Here is an 18,911-nt window from a genome sequence, read left to right on the forward strand (position 1 = left end):
ATAATAGCCTCCATATCTAGCTTTAAAACAAAATACCAGCTCAACTACAGCCTCTCAGCGGTATAGCATATTAACAAACGCGATTCAATTTTAAAACATAAAAAAAGAGGATGCCGTAATTTTGGACACCCTCTTTCTTTTTACAATTAAAAATGTCTTATTTTCTAATGACAGCCCCTAGTTCTCGTTCGTAGTTGCTCATCATTTTTTTCATAATTTTATCAATCTGCTTGTCGTTTAATGTTTTTGTTTCATCCTGAAGGATAAAGCTAACAGCATATGATTTTTTGCCAGTACCTAACTTATCTCCTTCAAATACATCAAATAACGAGATTCGTTTTAGAAGCTTTTTTTCTGTTTTCTGAGCAATTTGCTTCACTTGCTCAAACTTCACTTCTTTATTTAATACAAGCGCTAAGTCTCTTTTTACTTCAGGGAATTTTGATATTTCCGTAAAAATAACGCTCTTCTTACTACTTTTTTTAAGTATTACATTCCACTTAATTTCAGCGAAGTAAACAGGTGTGTCTATGTCAAAATCTTTTAAAATTTTAGCATGAACAACACCAAAGTCAATTACAGATTTATCACCCTGTGTTAAACTAAGTCCTTCTGCAAATAGATCTGATTTAGTTTCTTCTTCATTAAAATCATTAAATGAAAGCCCAACGCGCAATAGAATGTTTTCAATTTGATTTTTCAAGCTGAAGAAACTTACCTTTTGTTCTGGGGTATTCCAGTTAACTGCGTTTTGATTACCAACCATGAATAATGATAGGCATTGCTCTTCATTATAACTATTTAAATCAGTTTTGTCACTCTCAGCTTTGTAATGGTATGAGTTACCAAATTCAAAGAATTTCAAGTCACTATTGCGTCTGTTTACATTATGGCTTATTGATTCGAGACCACCGAATAGCAATGTTTGGCGCATACCATTTAAGTCATTACTTAAAGGATTGGCTAGCTCAACAACTGCATTGCGAGGGTACGATTCTAAGTTTTCGTAGTAAGCCGATTTTGTAAGCGAGTTGCACATAATTTCGCTAAAACCTTGAGCCGTTAGTTGGTTAGCGATTATGTTTTTTGATTTATGATCGTCAGGCTTTTGAGAGTAAACAATGGTGCTATTAACCGATGCTGGCATCTCAACATTGTTGTAGCCATAAATTCGAAGAATTTCTTCTATTATGTCAGCTTCGCGTTGCACATCAACTCTATACGGAGGAACCAATAATGATAAGCCTTCTTCTGTTTCATTGGTGATCTCAATGTCAAGCGCTGCTAAAATGCTTTTAACGGTATCGTTCGATAGATCTTTACCAATCAACCTCGCAATGTTTCTGTAGGTAACATCAACTTTAAAAGGTTCTACTTTTTCAGGATAAATATCAGTGATCTCGCTTGATATAGTGCCACCTGCAACATCTTTTATTAATAGAGCAGCTCTTTTTAGAGCGTGTATAGTCATTTCAGGATCTACGCCACGCTCGAATCTGAAACTCGCGTCGGTGCTTAATGTGTGGCGTTTGGCTGTTTTTCGAACCCAAACTGGGTTGAAATAGGCGCTTTCCAAAAATAGTTTAGTTGTTTTTTCACTTACTCCACTTTTAATGCCGCCAAAAACACCTGCAATGCACATACCACCTTCTGTGTTGCAAATCATTAAATCCTGATCTGAAAGTTCTCTTTCAACTTCATCAAGCGTTTGAAATTGGCTTCCTTCGGCTAATGTTTTTACAATTACTTCATCTCCGATAATTTGATCGCCATCAAATGCGTGAAGAGGCTGACCAAGTTCGTGTAATACAAAATTGGTAACATCTACAACATTATTGATTGGACTAAGGCCAATGGACTTTAGTTTTGTCTGCAACCATTCTGGCGATTCTTTAATAGTAACATCGCTGATGGTAACACCACAGTATCGCGGACAGGCCTCTGTGTTTTCAACACTTACTTTTATGGGGTAGTTGTTGTTTTCAATATTGAATGCATCTACCGATGGTAGCGTTAGCTCTACATTATTTTGATGTTGCTTTAAATAGGCGGCTAAATCACGTGCTACACCATAATGCGACGAACCATCTACGCGGTTAGGCGTTAAGTCAATTTCAATACTTGTGTCGTTTTCTACCTTGAAATAGTCTTTTGCCAAAGTGCCAACAGTAACATCATTAGGTAATACCATTATGCCATCGTGACTTGATCCAAGGCCAATTTCATCCTCGGCACAAATCATACCCATCGACTGTTCACCTCTTATTTTAGATTTTTTAATTGTAAAGCTTTCATCACCACTATATAAAATAGTACCTACAGTTGCTACAACTACTTTTTGCCCTGCGGCTACATTAGGAGCGCCACAAACAATTGGCAATGGCTCATCTCCACCAATATTAACTGTTGTAACACTTAGCTTGTCAGCGTTGGCATGTTTTTCACAGCTTAAAACTTCACCAATTACAAGGCCTTCTAATCCACCTTTAATTGATTGAATTTCTTCTATGCCCCCAACTTCAAGGCCTATGTCAGTTAGAATTTCTGATACTTTTTCGGGTGCTAAATCAATATTGAGGTAGTTTTTTAGCCAATTGTATGAAATATTCATTCGTCTAAAATAATTATAGGTTGAACATCAAAGAGATGCATTGTACATCATTGTACTCCTTTAAAAAAGAGCAAACAAAAGTAGTTAATTAGATTTCGAATAACGAAAAAATGAAGTTTGATTTTAGTAATAACTTAGCTTTTAGAGTAAAGTAATGTACTCATCAATTATAAAAAGTGGTGCTTTTGTCGCTTAGCTTACGAATACATATCTTTGAACATATTATGAACAAGGATATGACAAACATGGAGAATAAAAGACCTCTGATACTTGTAACAAACGACGATGGTATCAAAGCAAGTGGCTTAGAGTCTTTGGTGAAGATGTTGAAAACGATAGGTGATGTTGTTATTGTGGCACCCAATGAGTCATACTCGGGTATGTCGCATGCGATTACTGTTAAAACACCATTGTATGCTAAATTGGTAAAAGAAAGAGACGGCTTGCAACTGTATAAAGTTAATGGTACACCCGTTGATTGTGTGAAATTGGCTATTAACGTTTTACTTGACCGTAAGCCCGATTTATTGGTGTCTGGAATTAATCATGGTACAAACTCAAGTATTAGTTTGCATTACTCCGGTACGGTTGGAGCCGCTAGAGAGGGGGCATTGAATCAAATACCCGCAGTTGGTTTTTCGTTATTGAATTATCGACACGATGCTGACTTTACAGAAGCTATTAAGGTGGCCGAACATGTAGTGCAGTCAGTATTGAATGATAAATTACCTATCGGCACTTTTCTTAACGTTAATGTACCTGATGTTACCCCAATAAAAGGATCAAAGGTTGTTAGACAAAGTAAAGGAAAATGGGTTGAGGAGTTTGAGCAAAGGAAAGATCCTCGCGGAAGAGATTATTTTTGGTTAACTGGTCACTTTCAAAACCTCGAGCCCGAAGCTAAGGATACAGATGAATACGTGCTGGATAAAGGATATGCTTCCATTGTACCTTGTCATTTAGATGCAACAAACTACAATTTACTACCATACCTAAAGGAGCAAAACTATGAACTGTAAGTGTAATAAGCTTTTTATTGGTATGTTAATTGGTGTATTGCTGCCCATTATTATGTCCTTTGCTTTGTATTATTTTCTGTATCGGGGCGAATTAGGATTTTTGCCATTCTTGCACCAAATGGTTCAAATAGGAAGTATCGGAAAATTGCTAAGTATTAGTGTTCTGCCAAATTTAGTAGTGTTCTTAATCGCAATTAATAAAGAGCGCTTATTGGCTGCACGCGGCATTGTAACATCCACCATTATTTATGCGATTATTGTTATCGCATTTAGGTTATTAGTTTAATAGGAATAAACAACAATATGCGTTATTACATCATTGCTGGAGAGGCATCGGGCGATTTACATGCATCAAATTTAATGAAAGCTTTTAAGGAGCAGGATGCAGATTATGATTTTCGGTATTGGGGCGGCGATTTAATGCAACAACAAGGCGGAACACTTGTACGACATTATAAGGATACCGCTGTTATGGGCCTGTGGGATGTGTTAATGAACCTACGCTCAATCAAGAGGAATTTCAAACTTTGTCAGGATGATTTATTGGCCTACAAACCTGATGTGCTGATATTGGTTGATTATGCTGGATTTAATTTGCGTATGGCCAAGTTTGCCCATGAGCACAATATTTTGGTTTATTACTATATATCGCCAAAGTTGTGGGCCTGGAATCAAAAAAGGGTCAAAAAAGTTAAAGCCAATGTCGATCGGATGTTTACAATCCTACCTTTTGAAACAACTTTTTTTCAAAAGCATGGTGTAGAGGTGCAATATAGTGGTAACCCAGTATTGGATGCAATCGATAATAGGGCAAACAAAGATGAGACATTTGAAGATTTTGTTTCTCGTAATCACTTGGATAATCGTCCAAAAGTGGCCTTGTTGGCTGGAAGCCGAAAGGGAGAGATCTCATATAATTTACCCGACATGCTTCAGCTTGTTGATAAATTTCCAGAGTATCAGTTTGTAATTGCTGGAGCTCCATCGTTTGAAGTTAGTGAGTATGATTCATTTATTGAAAATAAGGATGTGGCTGTTGTATCGGGTCAAACCTATGAATTGTTACAACAGGCTCGTGCCGCCATGGTAACTTCAGGTACAGCAACTTTAGAAACGGCCTTGCTTAATTGTCCTCAAGTGGTTTGCTACAAAATGTGGGGCGGTGCGTTCACTGACTTTATTGCTAAAAAAATATTGATAAAGGTACCGTATATATCTTTGGTTAATTTGGTGCTTGACAAAGAGGCAGTATTAGAGTTATTTCAAAAGGATTTTTCGATTGAAAAATTAGAAAATGAATTGCGATTATTACTCGATGAAAGTGCCAGAAGAAAGGAAATGCTAATTGATTATAATGAGTTACATGAGCGCATGGGTGGGCCAGGATCGAGTTCTCGCACTGTGCAGTTGATGTTAAATTCGTTAGCTCAAGATGGAAAATACAATGCTGTTGATAATTAATGAAATATGTAGGTAATATGTTAGCTATTTTTAAACGAGAGATAACCTCTTTCTTTAGTTCTATCACAGGCGCTTTGGTTGTATCTGTTTTTTTACTGCTAACGGGTTTGTTTTTGTGGGTAATACCTAACGAGTTTAATATTTTGTACGGAGGTTATGCCACCCTCGAATCACTTTTTTACATAGCACCTTGGGTGTATTTGTTTCTTGTGCCAGCTGTATGTATGCGCTTATTTGCCGATGAAAAAAGAATGGGAACACTCGACTTACTTTTAACGAGGCCTGTTTCAGAGATGCAAATAGTATTCGGTAAGTTTTTGGCTGGTTTGGTAGTGGTGGTTATTAGTTTATTGCCAACATTAATTTATGTTTATTCTGTATATCAGTTAGGTAATCCCATTGGTAATTTAGATATGGGAGCAACCTGGGGATCTTATATTGGCTTATTTTTTTTAGCTGCTGTTTATGTGGCTATTGGTGTGTTTGCATCATCCATAACCGATAACCAAATTATTGCATTTGTAATTGCTGTTTTGTTGTCGTTTATGCTGTATTCGGGATTTGACTTGTTGGCAGAATTGCCATCCATGCGTTCGCAACGCGATTTAATTATTTACCTCGGAATTGATAGCCATTACAGTTCATTAAGTCGGGGAGTTATTGATATTCGTGATATCGTGCATTTATCGTCGCTCGTCTATTTCTTTTTATTTTTAACCAAGCTTTCCATATTGCGTCACAAGCGTTAATAGCCAGTTTATTATGAAGATAAGTACAAATCATCCGAATAAGTTAGTTCAATTGGCTGTTCTTCTCTTGGGTTTAGCAGCTCTTTCGTGGTTAAGTCATCAAGTGTTTTTTCGGATTGATTTAACATCAGAAAAACGATATACCTTAACTGATGCTACCAAGCATTTTATGGAAGATATTTCTTCGGACCTGTATGTTAAGGTTTATTTAGAAGGAGAATTGAATCCAGGATTCAGGCGTTTGTCCACTGCTACAAGGGAAATGTTGCAGGAGTTAAAAGCTCATGCAGGGAATCAGATGCAGTTCGAATTTATCAATACTGATAAAGGTGTTGCTGAAGAGAAAAAACAGCTACTGAAGGAATTGGCAGAGTTTGGTTTTGAGCCTCAAACAGTTTTTGAGAACGGCGAAGATGGTCGTCAGATTCAGTCTTATGTTTTTCCATATGCAGTGGTTTATTATCACGAGCGTGTAGTTGGTGTTAATTTATTGGATAATTTACCATCGAGAAGTGGTTCTGAAAATCTTAATATTTCCATTGAAAGTTTGGAGTATAAATTAACAAATGCGTTCAAAAAACTATTGACGAATGAGAAACCGAAAATAGCATTTTTGGAAGGGCATGGAGAATTGGACGAATTAGATGTGATTGAAGCAACGGATGCATTATCGTCCTATTACCAGGTGGATAGAGGACAGATTGGAAATGATGCTTCTATCTTAAATTCCTACAAAGCTGTGATCATTGCGAAGCCATCTCAAGCTTTTTCAGAGAAGGATAAATTTGTTATCGACCAGTATTTAATGAATGGTGGCCGACTTTTATACTTGCTTGACGCTGTTAATGTAACCCTGGATAGCTTGCGTAGAGCACCTCAAACATTAGGTCTTTACAACGATGTTAACCTCGATGATCAATTATTTAAATATGGGATACGTGTCAACCCAGTGTTGGTTGAGGATGTTCAGTCGGGACGCATTTTAATGAATGCAAAGCCACAAGGGCAACCGCAACTGGTGCCAATGCCTTGGTTGTATAGTCCTTTGTTAGGAACAGCTCAAAATCATCCGGTAACCAGAAATACCAATTTGGTAAGGGGCGAATTTACCAGTACAATTGATACTGTTGGAGCAAATCTTAGCATTGACAGACACGTTCTATTGCGAACTTCACAATATACTAAGGTTAACCAAACGCCTGTTTTCATTAGCATGGCAAGTGTTAATCAAAAGCCGCGACAACAGGATTTTTCAGTTTCGCATCAAGCAGTGGCCGTTTCGCAAACGGGCGTTTTTACTTCTGTATTTGCCAATAGACAAATACCCTCGGGTTTATCTAATGTAGAAAGCGTTAAAACGCAAAGCATACCCACTCGCATGATTGTTGTGGCTGATGGCGATATTATTCGAAATATGGTGCGCTTTAAGCATTCTAATCCGCAAATCGAACGTTTGGGATATGATGAAGGTACTATGCAAGTTTTTGGCAATAAGGATTTTATTGTGAATGCCGTTAATTACTTATGTGATGATGAAGGTTGGATGGAGTTACGAGGGCGTCATTTAACCTTGCGCTTACTGGATAAGAAAAAGCTAGCGGATGGAACTAATTGGTGGAAGTGGTTAAATCTCGGATTGCCAATTATTTTGGTTCTATTGGCAAGTGCATTGTTTGTGTATGTTCGCTACCGTCGATTTGGTAAATGATACCTTATTGAAAATAAGTGCTTTGATGAAAATGAGGTAATTGTTAATAACTCATGAAAAGATAACGAAAACGCCATTTTGAGCAGTAGTGTTTTTTTGTATCTTGCAAAGTATGTTATTAGGCATCTGTTAAGGATGCATAAAGCATGTAATTAGCTGTTTTTTTGATATATTTGATAAAAACTATTAACTGAAAGAACGTATGAAATTTGTTGTTTCCAGTACTGAATTACTATCCCACCTTCAAGCTATCAGTCGTGTAATTAGTAATAAAAGTACATTACCAATCCTCGATAATTTTTTATTCGACTTAAAAGACAATAAACTGGTATTGACGGCTTCTGACCTTGAAGTTACAATGGTAACTTCGTTGGATATTGATAATTCAGACGGAGAGGGTATTATTGCTCTGCCATCGCGCATATTATTGGAAACACTTAAGAAGTTCCCTGAGCAACCTTTGAATTTCGATATTGACATGGACTCTTTCGGTGTTAATATTGTGACCGAAAAAGGTAAGTTTAGTATTGTTGGTCAAAACGGAGCTGATTTTCCTAAATTGCCGCAGTTAGATGCTGATAAAAGTTCAAGTCTACAGGTAGAAGTTGGACTATTGGAGTCAGGTGTTAATAAAACGTTGTTTGCTACAGCAGATGATGAATTACGCCCTGTAATGAACGGTATTTTAGTGGAGTTGTCGCCCGATAATATGACTTTTGTGGCTTCTGATTCACACAAGTTAGTAAGGTATCGTCGTTTAGATGCTAAAACAGATTTTTCTGCATCGTTTATTTTGCCTAAAAAGCCAGCAGGATTATTAAAGAATGTATTACCAAAAGAAAGCGGTGAGGTTGCCATTGAGTTTGATGATAAAAATGCCTTTTTTACTTTGCCTAACTATAAATTAGTATGCCGCTTAGTTGAAGGTAATTATCCTAGCTATAATGCTGTTATCCCACAGGATAACCCCTATAAAGTAATAATTGATCGTAGCGAATTTCATAACACCCTAGGTCGTGTTTCTATTTTCTCTAACCAGGCAAGTAATTTGGTTAAGTTGAAAATGACAGCTGGAGAAATGATTGTTTCGGCTCAAGATATTGACTTTAGTATTTCGGCTCATGAGCGTTTAAGCTGTCAATACGAAGGTGATGAAATGGAAATAGGTTTTAAGTCGGGTTTCTTAGCAGATATACTTGATAATTTAAACTCTACAGATGTTATTCTCGAATTATCAGACCCATCAAGAGCTGGTATTTTGTTACCATTTGAAAACGGAGAAAATGAAGAAGAGCTTATGTTGTTAATGCCAATGATGATTAACGTATAGCTAAGCTAAAATATAAAGTTGGGCCGCTGTAGTTTATTCTATAGCGGCTTTTTTATTTTTTTGATAATTGAAAAAGATTGATCTCGAAACAATATTGTCCTAAAGGTTTTTTTTGATATGAATGCAATTGTTTCAAATTAAGTTGTTTATATGTGGTTTTTTTAAGCTTGGGTATTTTTGAACGCTGTGCACTATGGCCTCTCTTTTAAATCGCTTACGTTTTATCAAAAGCTTTAGAGAGACCGGGAAGCTGAGAACTTGTTCGAAGATCACCCGGCCGCACTTAAGTTTGAGATAAATAAGAAAGTTATTTAAAAAGTAGCCTTGATCTTTTTTCCTTAGTTTTTGTGATCAAGAACAAAAAGTAAGTCCGGTTTGGGCGGATAGCCCAATTGATAAAAATAATTAGGACAACATTGATCCCGAAACATTAACTTTTCCTGTTAATCCATTTTTTTTGGTTTCTCTATTGAAATCAAAATAGTTGGTAGAATATTTGATAGGTCATCAACTCAATAAAAAAATGTATTTTTGTGCGCTTAATAGCACTAAATAGAAAGGTGAAAATGCAAAAGAAGAAAGTCGTAATAGGTCTGTCAGGAGGTGTTGATTCAAGTGTTGCTGCTTATGTATTAAAGGAGCAAGGGTATGAAGTGATAGGCTTGTTTATGAAAAATTGGCATGACACAACAGGTGTTCTAAAGTCCGATTGCCCATGGTTAGATGATCAGTTTGATGCTCAGGCGGTAGCCATGAAATTAGATATTCCATTTCACACCGTTGATTTAAGTGATTTTTATCGTCAGCGCGTGGTTGACTATATGTTTGCCGAGTATGAAAGAGGGCGAACACCCAATCCTGATGTTTTATGTAATCGCGAGATTAAGTTTGATGTATTCATGGATAAAGCCATGGAGTTAGGTGCAGATTATGTGGCTACTGGGCATTATTGTCGTAAAGAAACAGTAGAAGAGAATGGAGTAGAAGTACACCGCTTACTAGCGGGTAGTGATGATAATAAGGATCAGAGTTATTTTTTATGCCAGTTAAGTCAGGCGCAATTGGAGAAGGCTTTATTTCCCATAGGCGATATTGTAAAACCTGAGGTGAGGCGAATTGCCAATGAACTTAACCTGATTACGGCACACAAAAAAGATTCGCAAGGAATCTGTTTTGTGGGTAAAGTTGATTTGCCTGTATTTTTACAGCAAAAGCTTGAGCCTAAAAAAGGGCGTGTTTTTATAGTTGATAATGACAGTGATCTATTCAATCGTGATTGGCGCTTATGTGAAGGAGAAAATCCAAAAGATGAAGATTTAGAAATTCTTTCTCAGCCCTATGCCTTTCATCCAAAATACGGTAAGAAAATAGGCGATCATAATGGTGCTCATTTTTATACCATCGGTCAGCGCAAAGGTTTAAATATTGGAGGTTTTCCTGAGCCATTATTTATCATAGGAACCAACGTGGACTTTAACCAGGTTTATGCGGGCATGGGTAAGCAGCATCCAGGATTGTTTCGTAAAGTACTACGTGTATTACCTGATGAAATTCATTGGGTTAGAAGTGATATGGCCATGGAAATTGGAGAATCACGTCGTTTAAATTTACGAATCAGGTATCGTCAACCTTTGCAAAAAGGCGTATTGCATCGTCGTGCTAATGGATTATTTTTAGTATTTGATGAGCCTCAACGTGGTATTACTGCAGGGCAGTTTGCGGCATGGTATAAGGATGACGAATTAATTGGTTCAGGTGTTATATCTTAAGTGAGCCCCGATGAAAGCATATAATCCTGAAATGCATACAGCAGAGCACGTACTTAATCAAACCATGGTTCAGATGTTTGCTTGTAATCGTTCTTTCTCCAATCATTTAGAACGAAAGAAATCAAAATGTGACTATCGATTTCAAAGGTCCTTAACTAAGACTGAAGAGTTAGCCATTGAAAAACAAGTGAATGAAACATTGGCGCTGCATTTGAATGTTACTGAAGAAATATTGGAGCGTAAAGAAGCAAGTCGTTTATTTGATCTTGAAAAATTGCCAGATGCGAGTGGAGAGCAAGTTCGAATTGTGCGTGTTGGCGATTATGATGCTTGTCCATGCATTGGTGAGCATGTGAAAAATACGAGTGAAGTTGGACAGTTTCTGTTGGGATCAACGAGTTTTGGCGATGGAGTGCTTCGAATAAGATTTAAGTTAAAGCGACCACTATAATACACAATGGCATTCAATCCAGAATGGCATTTTTCTTTGTTTATAAATGGGTAAGCATTATGTGATAATCCTATGATGCACTAATGTTATTTGAGCATTTTAGGACTCACAAACCATTCTATTTTACCCTCTCTAGCATTAATTTCACTCCATTTATCGGTGTTAAAAGAGATAGAAATGGTGCCAGTGGTTGGGAAATGAAGGTAATCGCTATCTGTGAAATTAATAGCCATCATTGCTATTTCTGGGTTGTGTCCAATAATCATAATTGTTTCATGATGATCGTCGTATTGGGCCAAGTAGTCAATTAATTGAGAGGTTGTATAGCCATCGTAAAGGAACTGTTCATGCACGATGTTTGATGGTTCAATACCTAGATTATTGGCAAAGCGTTCGGTGGTTTGCTCAGCTCTACACGCTTTACTAGTAATAAGAAGGTTGGGCTTAATGCGTTTCGATTTCATGCTTTCTGCTACCAATATTGAATCGGAATAACCTCTTGGCAATAATTCACGCTCAAAATCCGATTTTGAACTCATAAAACCAATTTGTTCTGTTTTGGCATGGCGTGCTAATATGAGAGTTTTCATAATTAATCTGTTTTTTTTGCAGACTTCTTCTTTCGAATAATGTTGTCAAGCTCAGCTAAATAATTGTACGAGGCTTGTTGCGCCCTAAGTGGCTGAGCACACGTTGGAATTCTAATGTTATTCAGATTCTGATCTATTTTCCTAACTTTTACATTATCACGCAACTGCATTTCCAATATGGTTAAAATCTCAGACTTCAACTCTTCCTGCTCAATAGGGAAAGCTGTTTCTATTCTTCTGTTTATATTTCTATTGAGCCAATCGGCCGACGATAAAAACATCTCGGTATTATTATCATTACCAAAAACCCAAATTCGTGCATGTTCTAAATAACTATCCACCAAACGAACCACACGAATATTTTCGCTATAACTTTGTTCAGGCACCAGGCAGCAAATGCCGCGTACTATTAAGTCTACTTTTACACCTGCCTGACTGGCTTCATATAATTTACTGATCAGGTTTTTGTTTTGAATTCCATTCATCTTCAGTAAGATATAGCCTTTTTTGCCATTCTGAGCAAGTTCTATCTCCCTGTTGATGCGATTCATAATGCCTTTTCGCAAGTTAATTTGCGTTATTAAAAGTTTATTGAGTTTAGGTTTGTTATTCTGATCTTCCAAATACTTAAACAACCCTTCCATGTCATCCAGATAGGCATCGTTACAGGTGAAAAAACCATGGTCGGCGTAGGAGCGTGCCGTTTTTTCGTTAAAGTTACCAGTGCTTAAATAGGCAAATGAGCGCTTGCGAACTCCATTGGAACGACGTATTGCCAATGCCATTTTTGCATGTACTTTAAGGCCTGGAATGCTATAAATTATTTTGATGCCAGCCTTTTCCATTTGCTTGGCAAAGTACAGATTATTAGCTTCGTCGAACCGAGCCTTTACTTCAACAAAAACAGTTACTTTTTTCTTGTTGTGGGCTGCAAATATTAGGGCTCCAACTACTTCGGAGTTACTAGCAACTCTATACTGCGTTACTTTAATCTCATCCACCTTTTCGTCAGTTGCCGCTTCGCGTAAGAATTGTATCACATAGTCGAAAGAGTGATAGGGGTAGTGTAAAACTCGTTCTTTACGCTTAATGGCTTCAAACATTGAGCCTGCTTCTTCTAATTCAAAAGGTTTAATGGGCGGAGGTCCTTGCCACTCAAGTTTAGGTGCATAGGGGTTCGGTAGAGAGAAAAAATCATGCAGATTTTGATAACTACCTGTCTCAACTAATTCGATGGGTTTGATATCAAAGGACTTCATTAAAAAACTCAAAACATCGGCGGGAATGGACCTGTCGTGATAAAGACCTGCAGGTGTACCTGTTTTTCTGAGGGCAAGATTTTTTCTAATCTTCTCCACTAAATCGCCCCAGAATTCATCTTCAATACCTAAATCGGCGTTACGAGCAATCTTAACACCCCAGCTCCCAACCACATCGTAGCCTGGAAATAATTCGGGCAAGCCAAACCTTATGGCATCATCTAAAAACATGTAATGATACTGATCATCTACCTGAGGAAGTTCAATAAAGCGTTTGTGATCATTGGTTGGTACCTTAATGAGTGCATATCTGGCACGCCTTTTCTTGTGTTTTTTATCTTTCTTTTTTCGTTTACGATATAGTTTAACCGCCAGATACAAACGGTTGTCGCGCATAAAACTGCGAGTACCTTTGTTAAGAACTACCGGTTGGCAGCAAGGGATTAGCTCGGTATGAAAAAAGTTGTGAATAAACTCAGTGTGTTCTTTTTTTGTCGAGTAGCTTTCCAAGTGCAGAGTAATGCCATTTTTTTCCATCAAGGGCAATATATCTCCCTTAAAAATCTTACTGTATTCTATCCAGTGCTGTCCTACAATAGCATTTATCTGTTCTAAAATTTGATCAGCATCTGGAATATCAGGATATCCTTCTGGCAGTAGGGTGGCATTTCTGTATTCAGCAACTCTAACTTTATAGAACTCATCTAAATTGTTTGAATAGATGGCTAAGAACTTTAGTCGTTCAAATAAAGGTAAACTGGTATCTTTGGCCTCTTCTAATACACGATGATTAAAAGAAAGCCAACTAATATCCCTGTTAAAAAATTGCTGATCAATAGGCATTGCTTGGAATCTTGGTTGCTTAAAAATATCAAAAATAGGGTAGATTTGACAATGATTTTAGACATTTAAAATTCGTATGACCAAAATTGGATTGATTTCAGATACTCATTCGTATATGGATGAGCGTATTATAGAGTTATTTAAATATGTAGATGAGATTTGGCACGCAGGCGATGTTGGTGATATTCGCGTGTTGGATAAATTACGAAAAGTAAAAAAAGTACGTGCAGTTTATGGGAATATCGATGGTCGTGATATCCGACAAGAACTAAAAGAGCATGAGCGATTTACCTGTGAGGATGTTGATGTTTGGATGACCCATATTGGGGGATATCCGGGAAAATACGATCCATTAGTGAAGCGAAAGTTGTTTGATAAGCCGCCAAAGATATTTATTTCAGGTCATTCGCACATATTAAAGGTCATGTACGATAAAGATTTAAACTTATTACACCTAAACCCTGGCGCTAGCGGAATTTCAGGTTTTCATGCTGTGCGAACTGCTCTTCGATTTGTGATCGATGGTAAGGAAATTAAAGATATGGAAGTGATTGAGTTGGGACCTAAAACTAGTAAGAAATAGAATTTACCAACACTAAAGAATAGTTGAAGCTGCATTGAATTCGAAAACCAATTTGATAAATAAGGCTATTGTCGAAGTAACTTGCTCGATAAAATATCTGAGCTAATCAGTTTGCTTGGCAATAAATGCTGATGACTCACTCTCACAGGGCAAATGTCAATGCCGCCACGACGTGTATAAATACAACTAACGGCCAATTCGTTGGGAGAATAAGTGTCCCACAATCGTTTGTAAATCATTTCACATATTTCTTCATGAAAATGGTTTTCGTTGCGTATTGAAACAATGTATTGCAACAAACCATCTAAATCGGGGAGGGCATCTCCATTGATATGAATATAAACGCTTCCCCAATCGGGTTGGTTCGTAATTTTGCAATTGCTCCGTAGTAGGTGCGAGGCTACTTTTAGTTCGCCTTTTTTATTGGATGGAGTTAGTAATTGAGGGTTTTCATTAAAGTGAACAAATTCTATTTCATCCACATTTTTTGATTGCTCTAGTATGGTGTAATTATCGAAATCAAACTGGGCATCGTCGTTTTCAGCATTAAAAAAACCTAGATTAACATCTGTTTCCAATAGCTTGTCTAAATCTTTTTTTATGGTTGACAGTACCAGGTCTAATCCTTCTTTAGCGCTCGTGCCAAAGCGATGCATGTTAAAGGAGTTAAGGTAGAGTTTTAAAGATTTACTCTCTACAATACTTGGGTTAGTGGCTGGGTATACAATTTTAAGCAATCCAGTTACAGGAAGTCCTTTTTTTGTTAGAAAGCTTAGTTCATAGGCATGCCAACTATCAAAGCCAATAAATGGTAGTTGATCGTTGCTAAGATGGTATTTTTCTCGGTTTAAATAGCGTGGTACAGCCACTAGCATTTCAGGTGCGTAGCTTTGCGGGTAGTCAACTTGCTTGCCTAAGAATTTGTCTTCCAAAATAAATGTGAATTAAAAATGGTTAATTATGAATTGTTAATTGTCAATGATGAAATGTGAATGATTAATTTTTGAGCTTTGCTTTACTGCTTTTTATGATGGAGGTAATGAGTTTTAATAGTTCTGTTGCGTTATTTTCTAGTTTGTTAAAGGTAGTTTCAGGTATATAGTTTGTAGCGTCAAGTAATTCCAGCCAATAAAGCGTTTCGTTACATTCCTTTTGAGCAATCGCGAATTTATGGATAAAGTCTTTTTTACTTTCAGCATGTTCTGCTTCACGAATGAGAGCACCAACAGCAGTCCCAGAGCGAATCAACTGTTTTGATAATGTAAATTCTTTTTGTTCCTGTAATCCGCGACATAAATTGACGATCTCAACTGCAAATGCAAAACTCTTTTCTTTGACAATGTTTTTCATAGTTAACGACTTGTGGATTAATGTATTCAAATTAAGAAATTATTTTAATTAACCATTAACCATTATTCATTACACACCCGATTTAGATCCAAACAACTCAATATGTACCCTTGGGCTAAAACGCCATCCATTGGCAATGGCCATATCTAATACCATAGGAGCGGAGCGCGATATTTCAACTTTAGTGGCACCCAGTGGCATCAGTAAAATATCGCTTGGTTTGCAATTATTCAATTGATTGATAAAATCAGAGAGGATCTCTTTAAAATCATTTTTTCTGCCTACCACAAATTTTAACTGAAGCTCTTTGTTGCTGCTATTGGCCAGATCGATATATGATTGCAGGGCTTCAATGTTTAGTCTTTTTTGATTGTGCTTTTTAAACACAGCATTTTCTTTCAGGCCAAAGATCGCCAGTTTTTCAGGGCTTGGTACTGAGTTGCTCAGCTTTGGTGAAATGCTGAATAAATCCACTCCTTTTGCCACTTCTTCATCGAAGATAGAACCATTGGATTCAACCGTGATGTGCACATTCAGCTGTTCTTTCAGCTTTTGGCACAAGTCGGCAACACCTCTGCGTTGTAGTAAAGGTTCGCCACCGGTAATCACTACATGCTTGATATTTCCGATGTTGTGCTTGACCCAATCAACTACTTGATCAACCTCCAATTCAATTGTTTCATTAGGCTGGAATGAAGCATAGCGTGTATCACAGCGCGAATAAGTGCCGTCTTCCATTTGCCAGATGCAACGCAGGTTGCAGCCCGATAATCGTATGAACAATGACGGAACACCTGCCAGTTTGCCTTCGCCCTGTATGGTTCCTGCAATTTGTAATCCGGTTTTAGGTGTATCTTCTAACAGCCCACCGTGCCAGTCTTTTGTTACAGGGAACACCCCTTCTTTCGCCAGAATCAACTTCTCCATTTTCTACTCCTCTGTTTTTATAATGCAGTATCCACAACACCAGCTTCAGCAAATGCTTTGGCTCTTAATAAGCAACTGTCGCATGTGCCACACGGTTTTTCTCCACCTCGGTAGCAACTCCATGTTAAACCAAAATCAACATTTAGTTTTTTTCCGATTTTAATTTCTTCTGCTTTCGTTTTATTGACAAACGGAGCGTGTATTTTGATGGGTTGATTTTTTTCAGCACCCATAACAGTTCCCATGTTAATGGCATTTTCCATGCTGTCGATAAACTCCTGACGACAATCGACATAGCCAGAGTAATCAACTTCGCTAACACCAATAAATATATCCTGAGCTCCAATTGCTTCGGCTAGAGAAGCTGCAACAGAAAGGAAAACCATGTTTCGAGCAGGTACGTAGGTAACAGGAATATCGTCTCTATTAACATCTCCATCTTCTACTTGTATAGAATTGTCGGTTAATGATGAGCCTCCCCATTTATCAAGTTTAAGCGATACCAGTTGGTGGTTTGTTACACCTGCTTTTATAGCTATGGCTTTGGCGGCTTCTAGTTCACGATTGTGTCGTTGACCATAGTCAAAAGAAAGCGCATGGCACTCATAGCCTTCACTTTTAGCTAAATATAATGCTACGGCTGAGTCTAGACCCCCTGATAATAATACGACTGCTTTTTTCATTACTACAATGATTATACAGTTGCAAACATTTGAAAAACAAGACAGGACATGACACGCAAGTAGTTTGCCTGTCAACTTAATAACGAAGTACTATTTCCTAGTTTTGTTTTATGACAGGATGGTTGCGAACTGTCAGTGTTAAATAATTACAAGTAAACAACTAATAAAGGCTCTGCACATTAGAAGTGTTCAATTGTGGCACAAAAGTAATAAAAAAATACAAAGAGTGAGAGAAAGGATATTGATTAAAAAGTAATTAGCTCTTAAAAAATCGCGAAATATTGTTCGTAGAACTTTCTATGCTATATTATTATAGTCGCAGTCCCATTACTAGTACATCATCAATTTGGTCGTTAATACCTTTCCACATATCAAAAAAGTTATTGTAAATATCGCCTTGCTGTGGCATTGGGTGTTGATGATTTTCGAGAAGCAGGCTTCTGAAACCTTTTTGCATTAGTTTTTTGTCGTTGGGGCCTCCGAATTGTGATGGGTAGCCGTCGGAATAAAGGTAGACACAATCATCTTTTTTATAGGGAATAGTATGATTCGTATAAGGCTTATTTACTTCGCCTATGGATACAGGCATGTGATCGGCCTGATAGATTTGCATTTCCTTATTGCGAATTAATAGCATGTCGTTAAACGCACCAGCAAAATCGATGGTTTGTGCTGTTTTGTCAATTTTTATAACACTGATATCCATGCCGTCTTTAACTTCGCTATTTTCGTCTTGTTTTAATGATTCGATAACAATACGGCGTAATTCGTTAATTATCTCAGCAGGCTGTGTGATGCCGTTTTTGCCAACAATTTCGTGTAGGTAGGCAACTCCAAACATACTCATGAATGCACCTGGTACACCATGTCCCGTGCAATCGGCTGCTACTATTATTAGTTCATTACCTGTTTGTTCCACCCAGTAAAAATCGCCACTTACAATGTCGCGCGGTCTAAGCATTATAAAATGTTCGGGTAGTACTTTGTTAAGGTAATCCTGACTTGGTAAACTGGCATTCTGAATTTTCTTTGCGTACTCAATACTGTCGGTTAGTTTTTTGTTAACCGTTCTTATTTTATTAATGAGTCTTTGGTTTTGGTCGCGAGCCATTTTTATGGAGAGCTGTGTTTTAACACGCGCCTTTAGCTCCATGATGTTAAATGGTTTAGTAATGTAATCAATAGCGCCTGCTTCAAAACCTCTTAAAATGCTTTCTGCATCATTCTGACCCGTAATAAATATAATTGGTATGTCTTTAGATAGGTCGTTGCTTTTAAGAATGCTGCATACTTCGTAACCGTTCATGCCCGGCATTACCACATCTAATAAAATTAGGTCTGGTTTATTTCTTGAAAATGCAATTTCCATAGCCTCATCGCCATTGGTAGCTGTAGTTGTGTTGTAGCGAGAAAGTGCCTCCTTAAGGATTTCAAGGTTAACAGCGGAATCGTCGACGAGTAATATGTTAGGGTTGAACTGAGTCATTTATTAAAAATACCAAAAAAATGTTTCTATTAGTTTAGTTACGTAAAAAACGGATGAAAGTTCTGTTTTGTTGCCTTATACTGAGTAACTAA

At 37.4% G+C, this 18,911-nt stretch carries 17 protein-coding genes; 9 read left to right on the top strand and 8 right to left on the bottom strand.

Annotated features, from left to right (window positions below):
* Positions 1–157 precede the first annotated feature (157 nt).
* Positions 158–2,611 (bottom strand): phenylalanine--tRNA ligase subunit beta, encoded by a 2,454-nt coding sequence (gene pheT / locus FNN09_RS08735; protein ID WP_143301573.1) that lies wholly within the window; start codon positions 2,609–2,611, stop codon positions 158–160.
* Positions 2,612–2,856: 245 nt separating this feature from the next.
* Between pheT and surE the strand changes: the two genes are divergently transcribed.
* The 8 genes from surE to FNN09_RS08770 all read left to right on the top strand — a co-directional run bounded on the left by surE (position 2,857) and on the right by FNN09_RS08770 (position 11,098).
* A complete protein-coding gene (gene surE, locus FNN09_RS08740; protein ID WP_255434071.1) occupies positions 2,857–3,630 on the top strand; it encodes a 5'/3'-nucleotidase SurE in 774 nt (257 codons plus the stop codon).
* Entirely contained in the window at positions 3,620–3,916 is a 297-nt protein-coding gene (locus tag FNN09_RS08745) for a hypothetical protein (RefSeq protein WP_143301577.1), read from the top strand. The genes surE and FNN09_RS08745 overlap by 11 nt, the downstream gene beginning before the upstream one ends.
* Before the next feature lie 17 nt (positions 3,917–3,933).
* Positions 3,934–5,091: a lipid-A-disaccharide synthase gene (gene lpxB, locus FNN09_RS08750; protein WP_143301579.1), complete on the top strand. Its 1,158-nt coding sequence runs from the start codon at positions 3,934–3,936 to the stop codon at positions 5,089–5,091.
* Entirely contained in the window at positions 5,091–5,840 is a 750-nt protein-coding gene (gene gldF, locus FNN09_RS21115; RefSeq protein WP_255434072.1) for a gliding motility-associated ABC transporter permease subunit GldF, read from the top strand. The genes lpxB and gldF overlap by 1 nt, the downstream gene beginning before the upstream one ends.
* A 13-nt stretch (positions 5,841–5,853) precedes the next feature.
* Positions 5,854–7,548 carry a gliding motility-associated ABC transporter substrate-binding protein GldG gene (gene gldG / locus FNN09_RS08755; protein ID WP_185968942.1) on the top strand — a complete coding sequence of 565 codons (1,695 nt, stop codon included), beginning with the start codon at positions 5,854–5,856 and terminating at the stop codon, positions 7,546–7,548.
* 202 nt (positions 7,549–7,750) lie between these two features.
* A complete protein-coding gene (dnaN, locus tag FNN09_RS08760) occupies positions 7,751–8,878 on the top strand; it encodes a DNA polymerase III subunit beta (protein WP_143301581.1) in 1,128 nt (375 codons plus the stop codon).
* A 566-nt stretch (positions 8,879–9,444) separates the two neighbouring features.
* Complete coding sequence (gene mnmA / locus FNN09_RS08765) at positions 9,445–10,647, top strand: tRNA 2-thiouridine(34) synthase MnmA (protein WP_185968943.1); 1,203 nt, start codon at positions 9,445–9,447, stop codon at positions 10,645–10,647.
* Between the two features lie 10 nt (positions 10,648–10,657).
* Complete coding sequence (locus tag FNN09_RS08770) at positions 10,658–11,098, top strand: hypothetical protein (RefSeq protein ID WP_255434073.1); 441 nt, start codon at positions 10,658–10,660, stop codon at positions 11,096–11,098.
* A gap of 86 nt (positions 11,099–11,184) precedes the next feature.
* Here FNN09_RS08770 and FNN09_RS08775 read toward each other — a convergent pair whose 3' ends face one another.
* Together FNN09_RS08775 and ppk1 are read right to left on the bottom strand one after the other, a co-directional pair.
* Positions 11,185–11,688, bottom strand: coding sequence for a histidine phosphatase family protein (locus FNN09_RS08775; RefSeq protein ID WP_143301583.1), 504 nt, complete (start codon positions 11,686–11,688; stop codon positions 11,185–11,187).
* A gap of 2 nt (positions 11,689–11,690) precedes the next feature.
* Complete coding sequence (gene ppk1 / locus FNN09_RS08780; RefSeq protein WP_143301585.1) at positions 11,691–13,790, bottom strand: polyphosphate kinase 1; 2,100 nt, start codon at positions 13,788–13,790, stop codon at positions 11,691–11,693.
* A 76-nt stretch (positions 13,791–13,866) separates the two neighbouring features.
* Here ppk1 and FNN09_RS08785 point away from each other — a divergent pair, with 76 nt between their 5' ends.
* Complete coding sequence (locus FNN09_RS08785; protein WP_143301587.1) at positions 13,867–14,373, top strand: metallophosphoesterase; 507 nt, start codon at positions 13,867–13,869, stop codon at positions 14,371–14,373.
* Between the two features lie 65 nt (positions 14,374–14,438).
* Here FNN09_RS08785 and FNN09_RS08790 read toward each other — a convergent pair whose 3' ends face one another.
* The 5 genes from FNN09_RS08790 to FNN09_RS08810 form a co-directional block, all read right to left on the bottom strand.
* Positions 14,439–15,305: an NADPH-dependent 7-cyano-7-deazaguanine reductase QueF gene (locus FNN09_RS08790; protein WP_255434074.1), complete on the bottom strand. Its 867-nt coding sequence runs from the start codon at positions 15,303–15,305 to the stop codon at positions 14,439–14,441.
* A 64-nt stretch (positions 15,306–15,369) separates the two neighbouring features.
* Positions 15,370–15,723, bottom strand: coding sequence for a four helix bundle protein (locus FNN09_RS08795; protein ID WP_143301591.1), 354 nt, complete (start codon positions 15,721–15,723; stop codon positions 15,370–15,372).
* 69 nt (positions 15,724–15,792) lie between these two features.
* Positions 15,793–16,650, bottom strand: coding sequence for a 7-carboxy-7-deazaguanine synthase QueE (locus FNN09_RS08800; protein WP_143301593.1), 858 nt, complete (start codon positions 16,648–16,650; stop codon positions 15,793–15,795).
* A 17-nt stretch (positions 16,651–16,667) separates the two neighbouring features.
* Positions 16,668–17,333, bottom strand: a complete 666-nt coding sequence (queC, locus tag FNN09_RS08805; RefSeq protein WP_143301595.1) for a 7-cyano-7-deazaguanine synthase QueC — start codon at positions 17,331–17,333, stop codon at positions 16,668–16,670.
* Between the two features lie 310 nt (positions 17,334–17,643).
* Positions 17,644–18,819, bottom strand: a complete 1,176-nt coding sequence (locus FNN09_RS08810) for a response regulator (protein WP_143301597.1) — start codon at positions 18,817–18,819, stop codon at positions 17,644–17,646.
* Between the last annotated feature and the right edge of the window lie 92 nt (positions 18,820–18,911).

The organism is Carboxylicivirga sp. M1479, assembly GCF_007097485.1.
GTDB lineage: Bacteria > Bacteroidota > Bacteroidia > Bacteroidales > Marinilabiliaceae > Carboxylicivirga.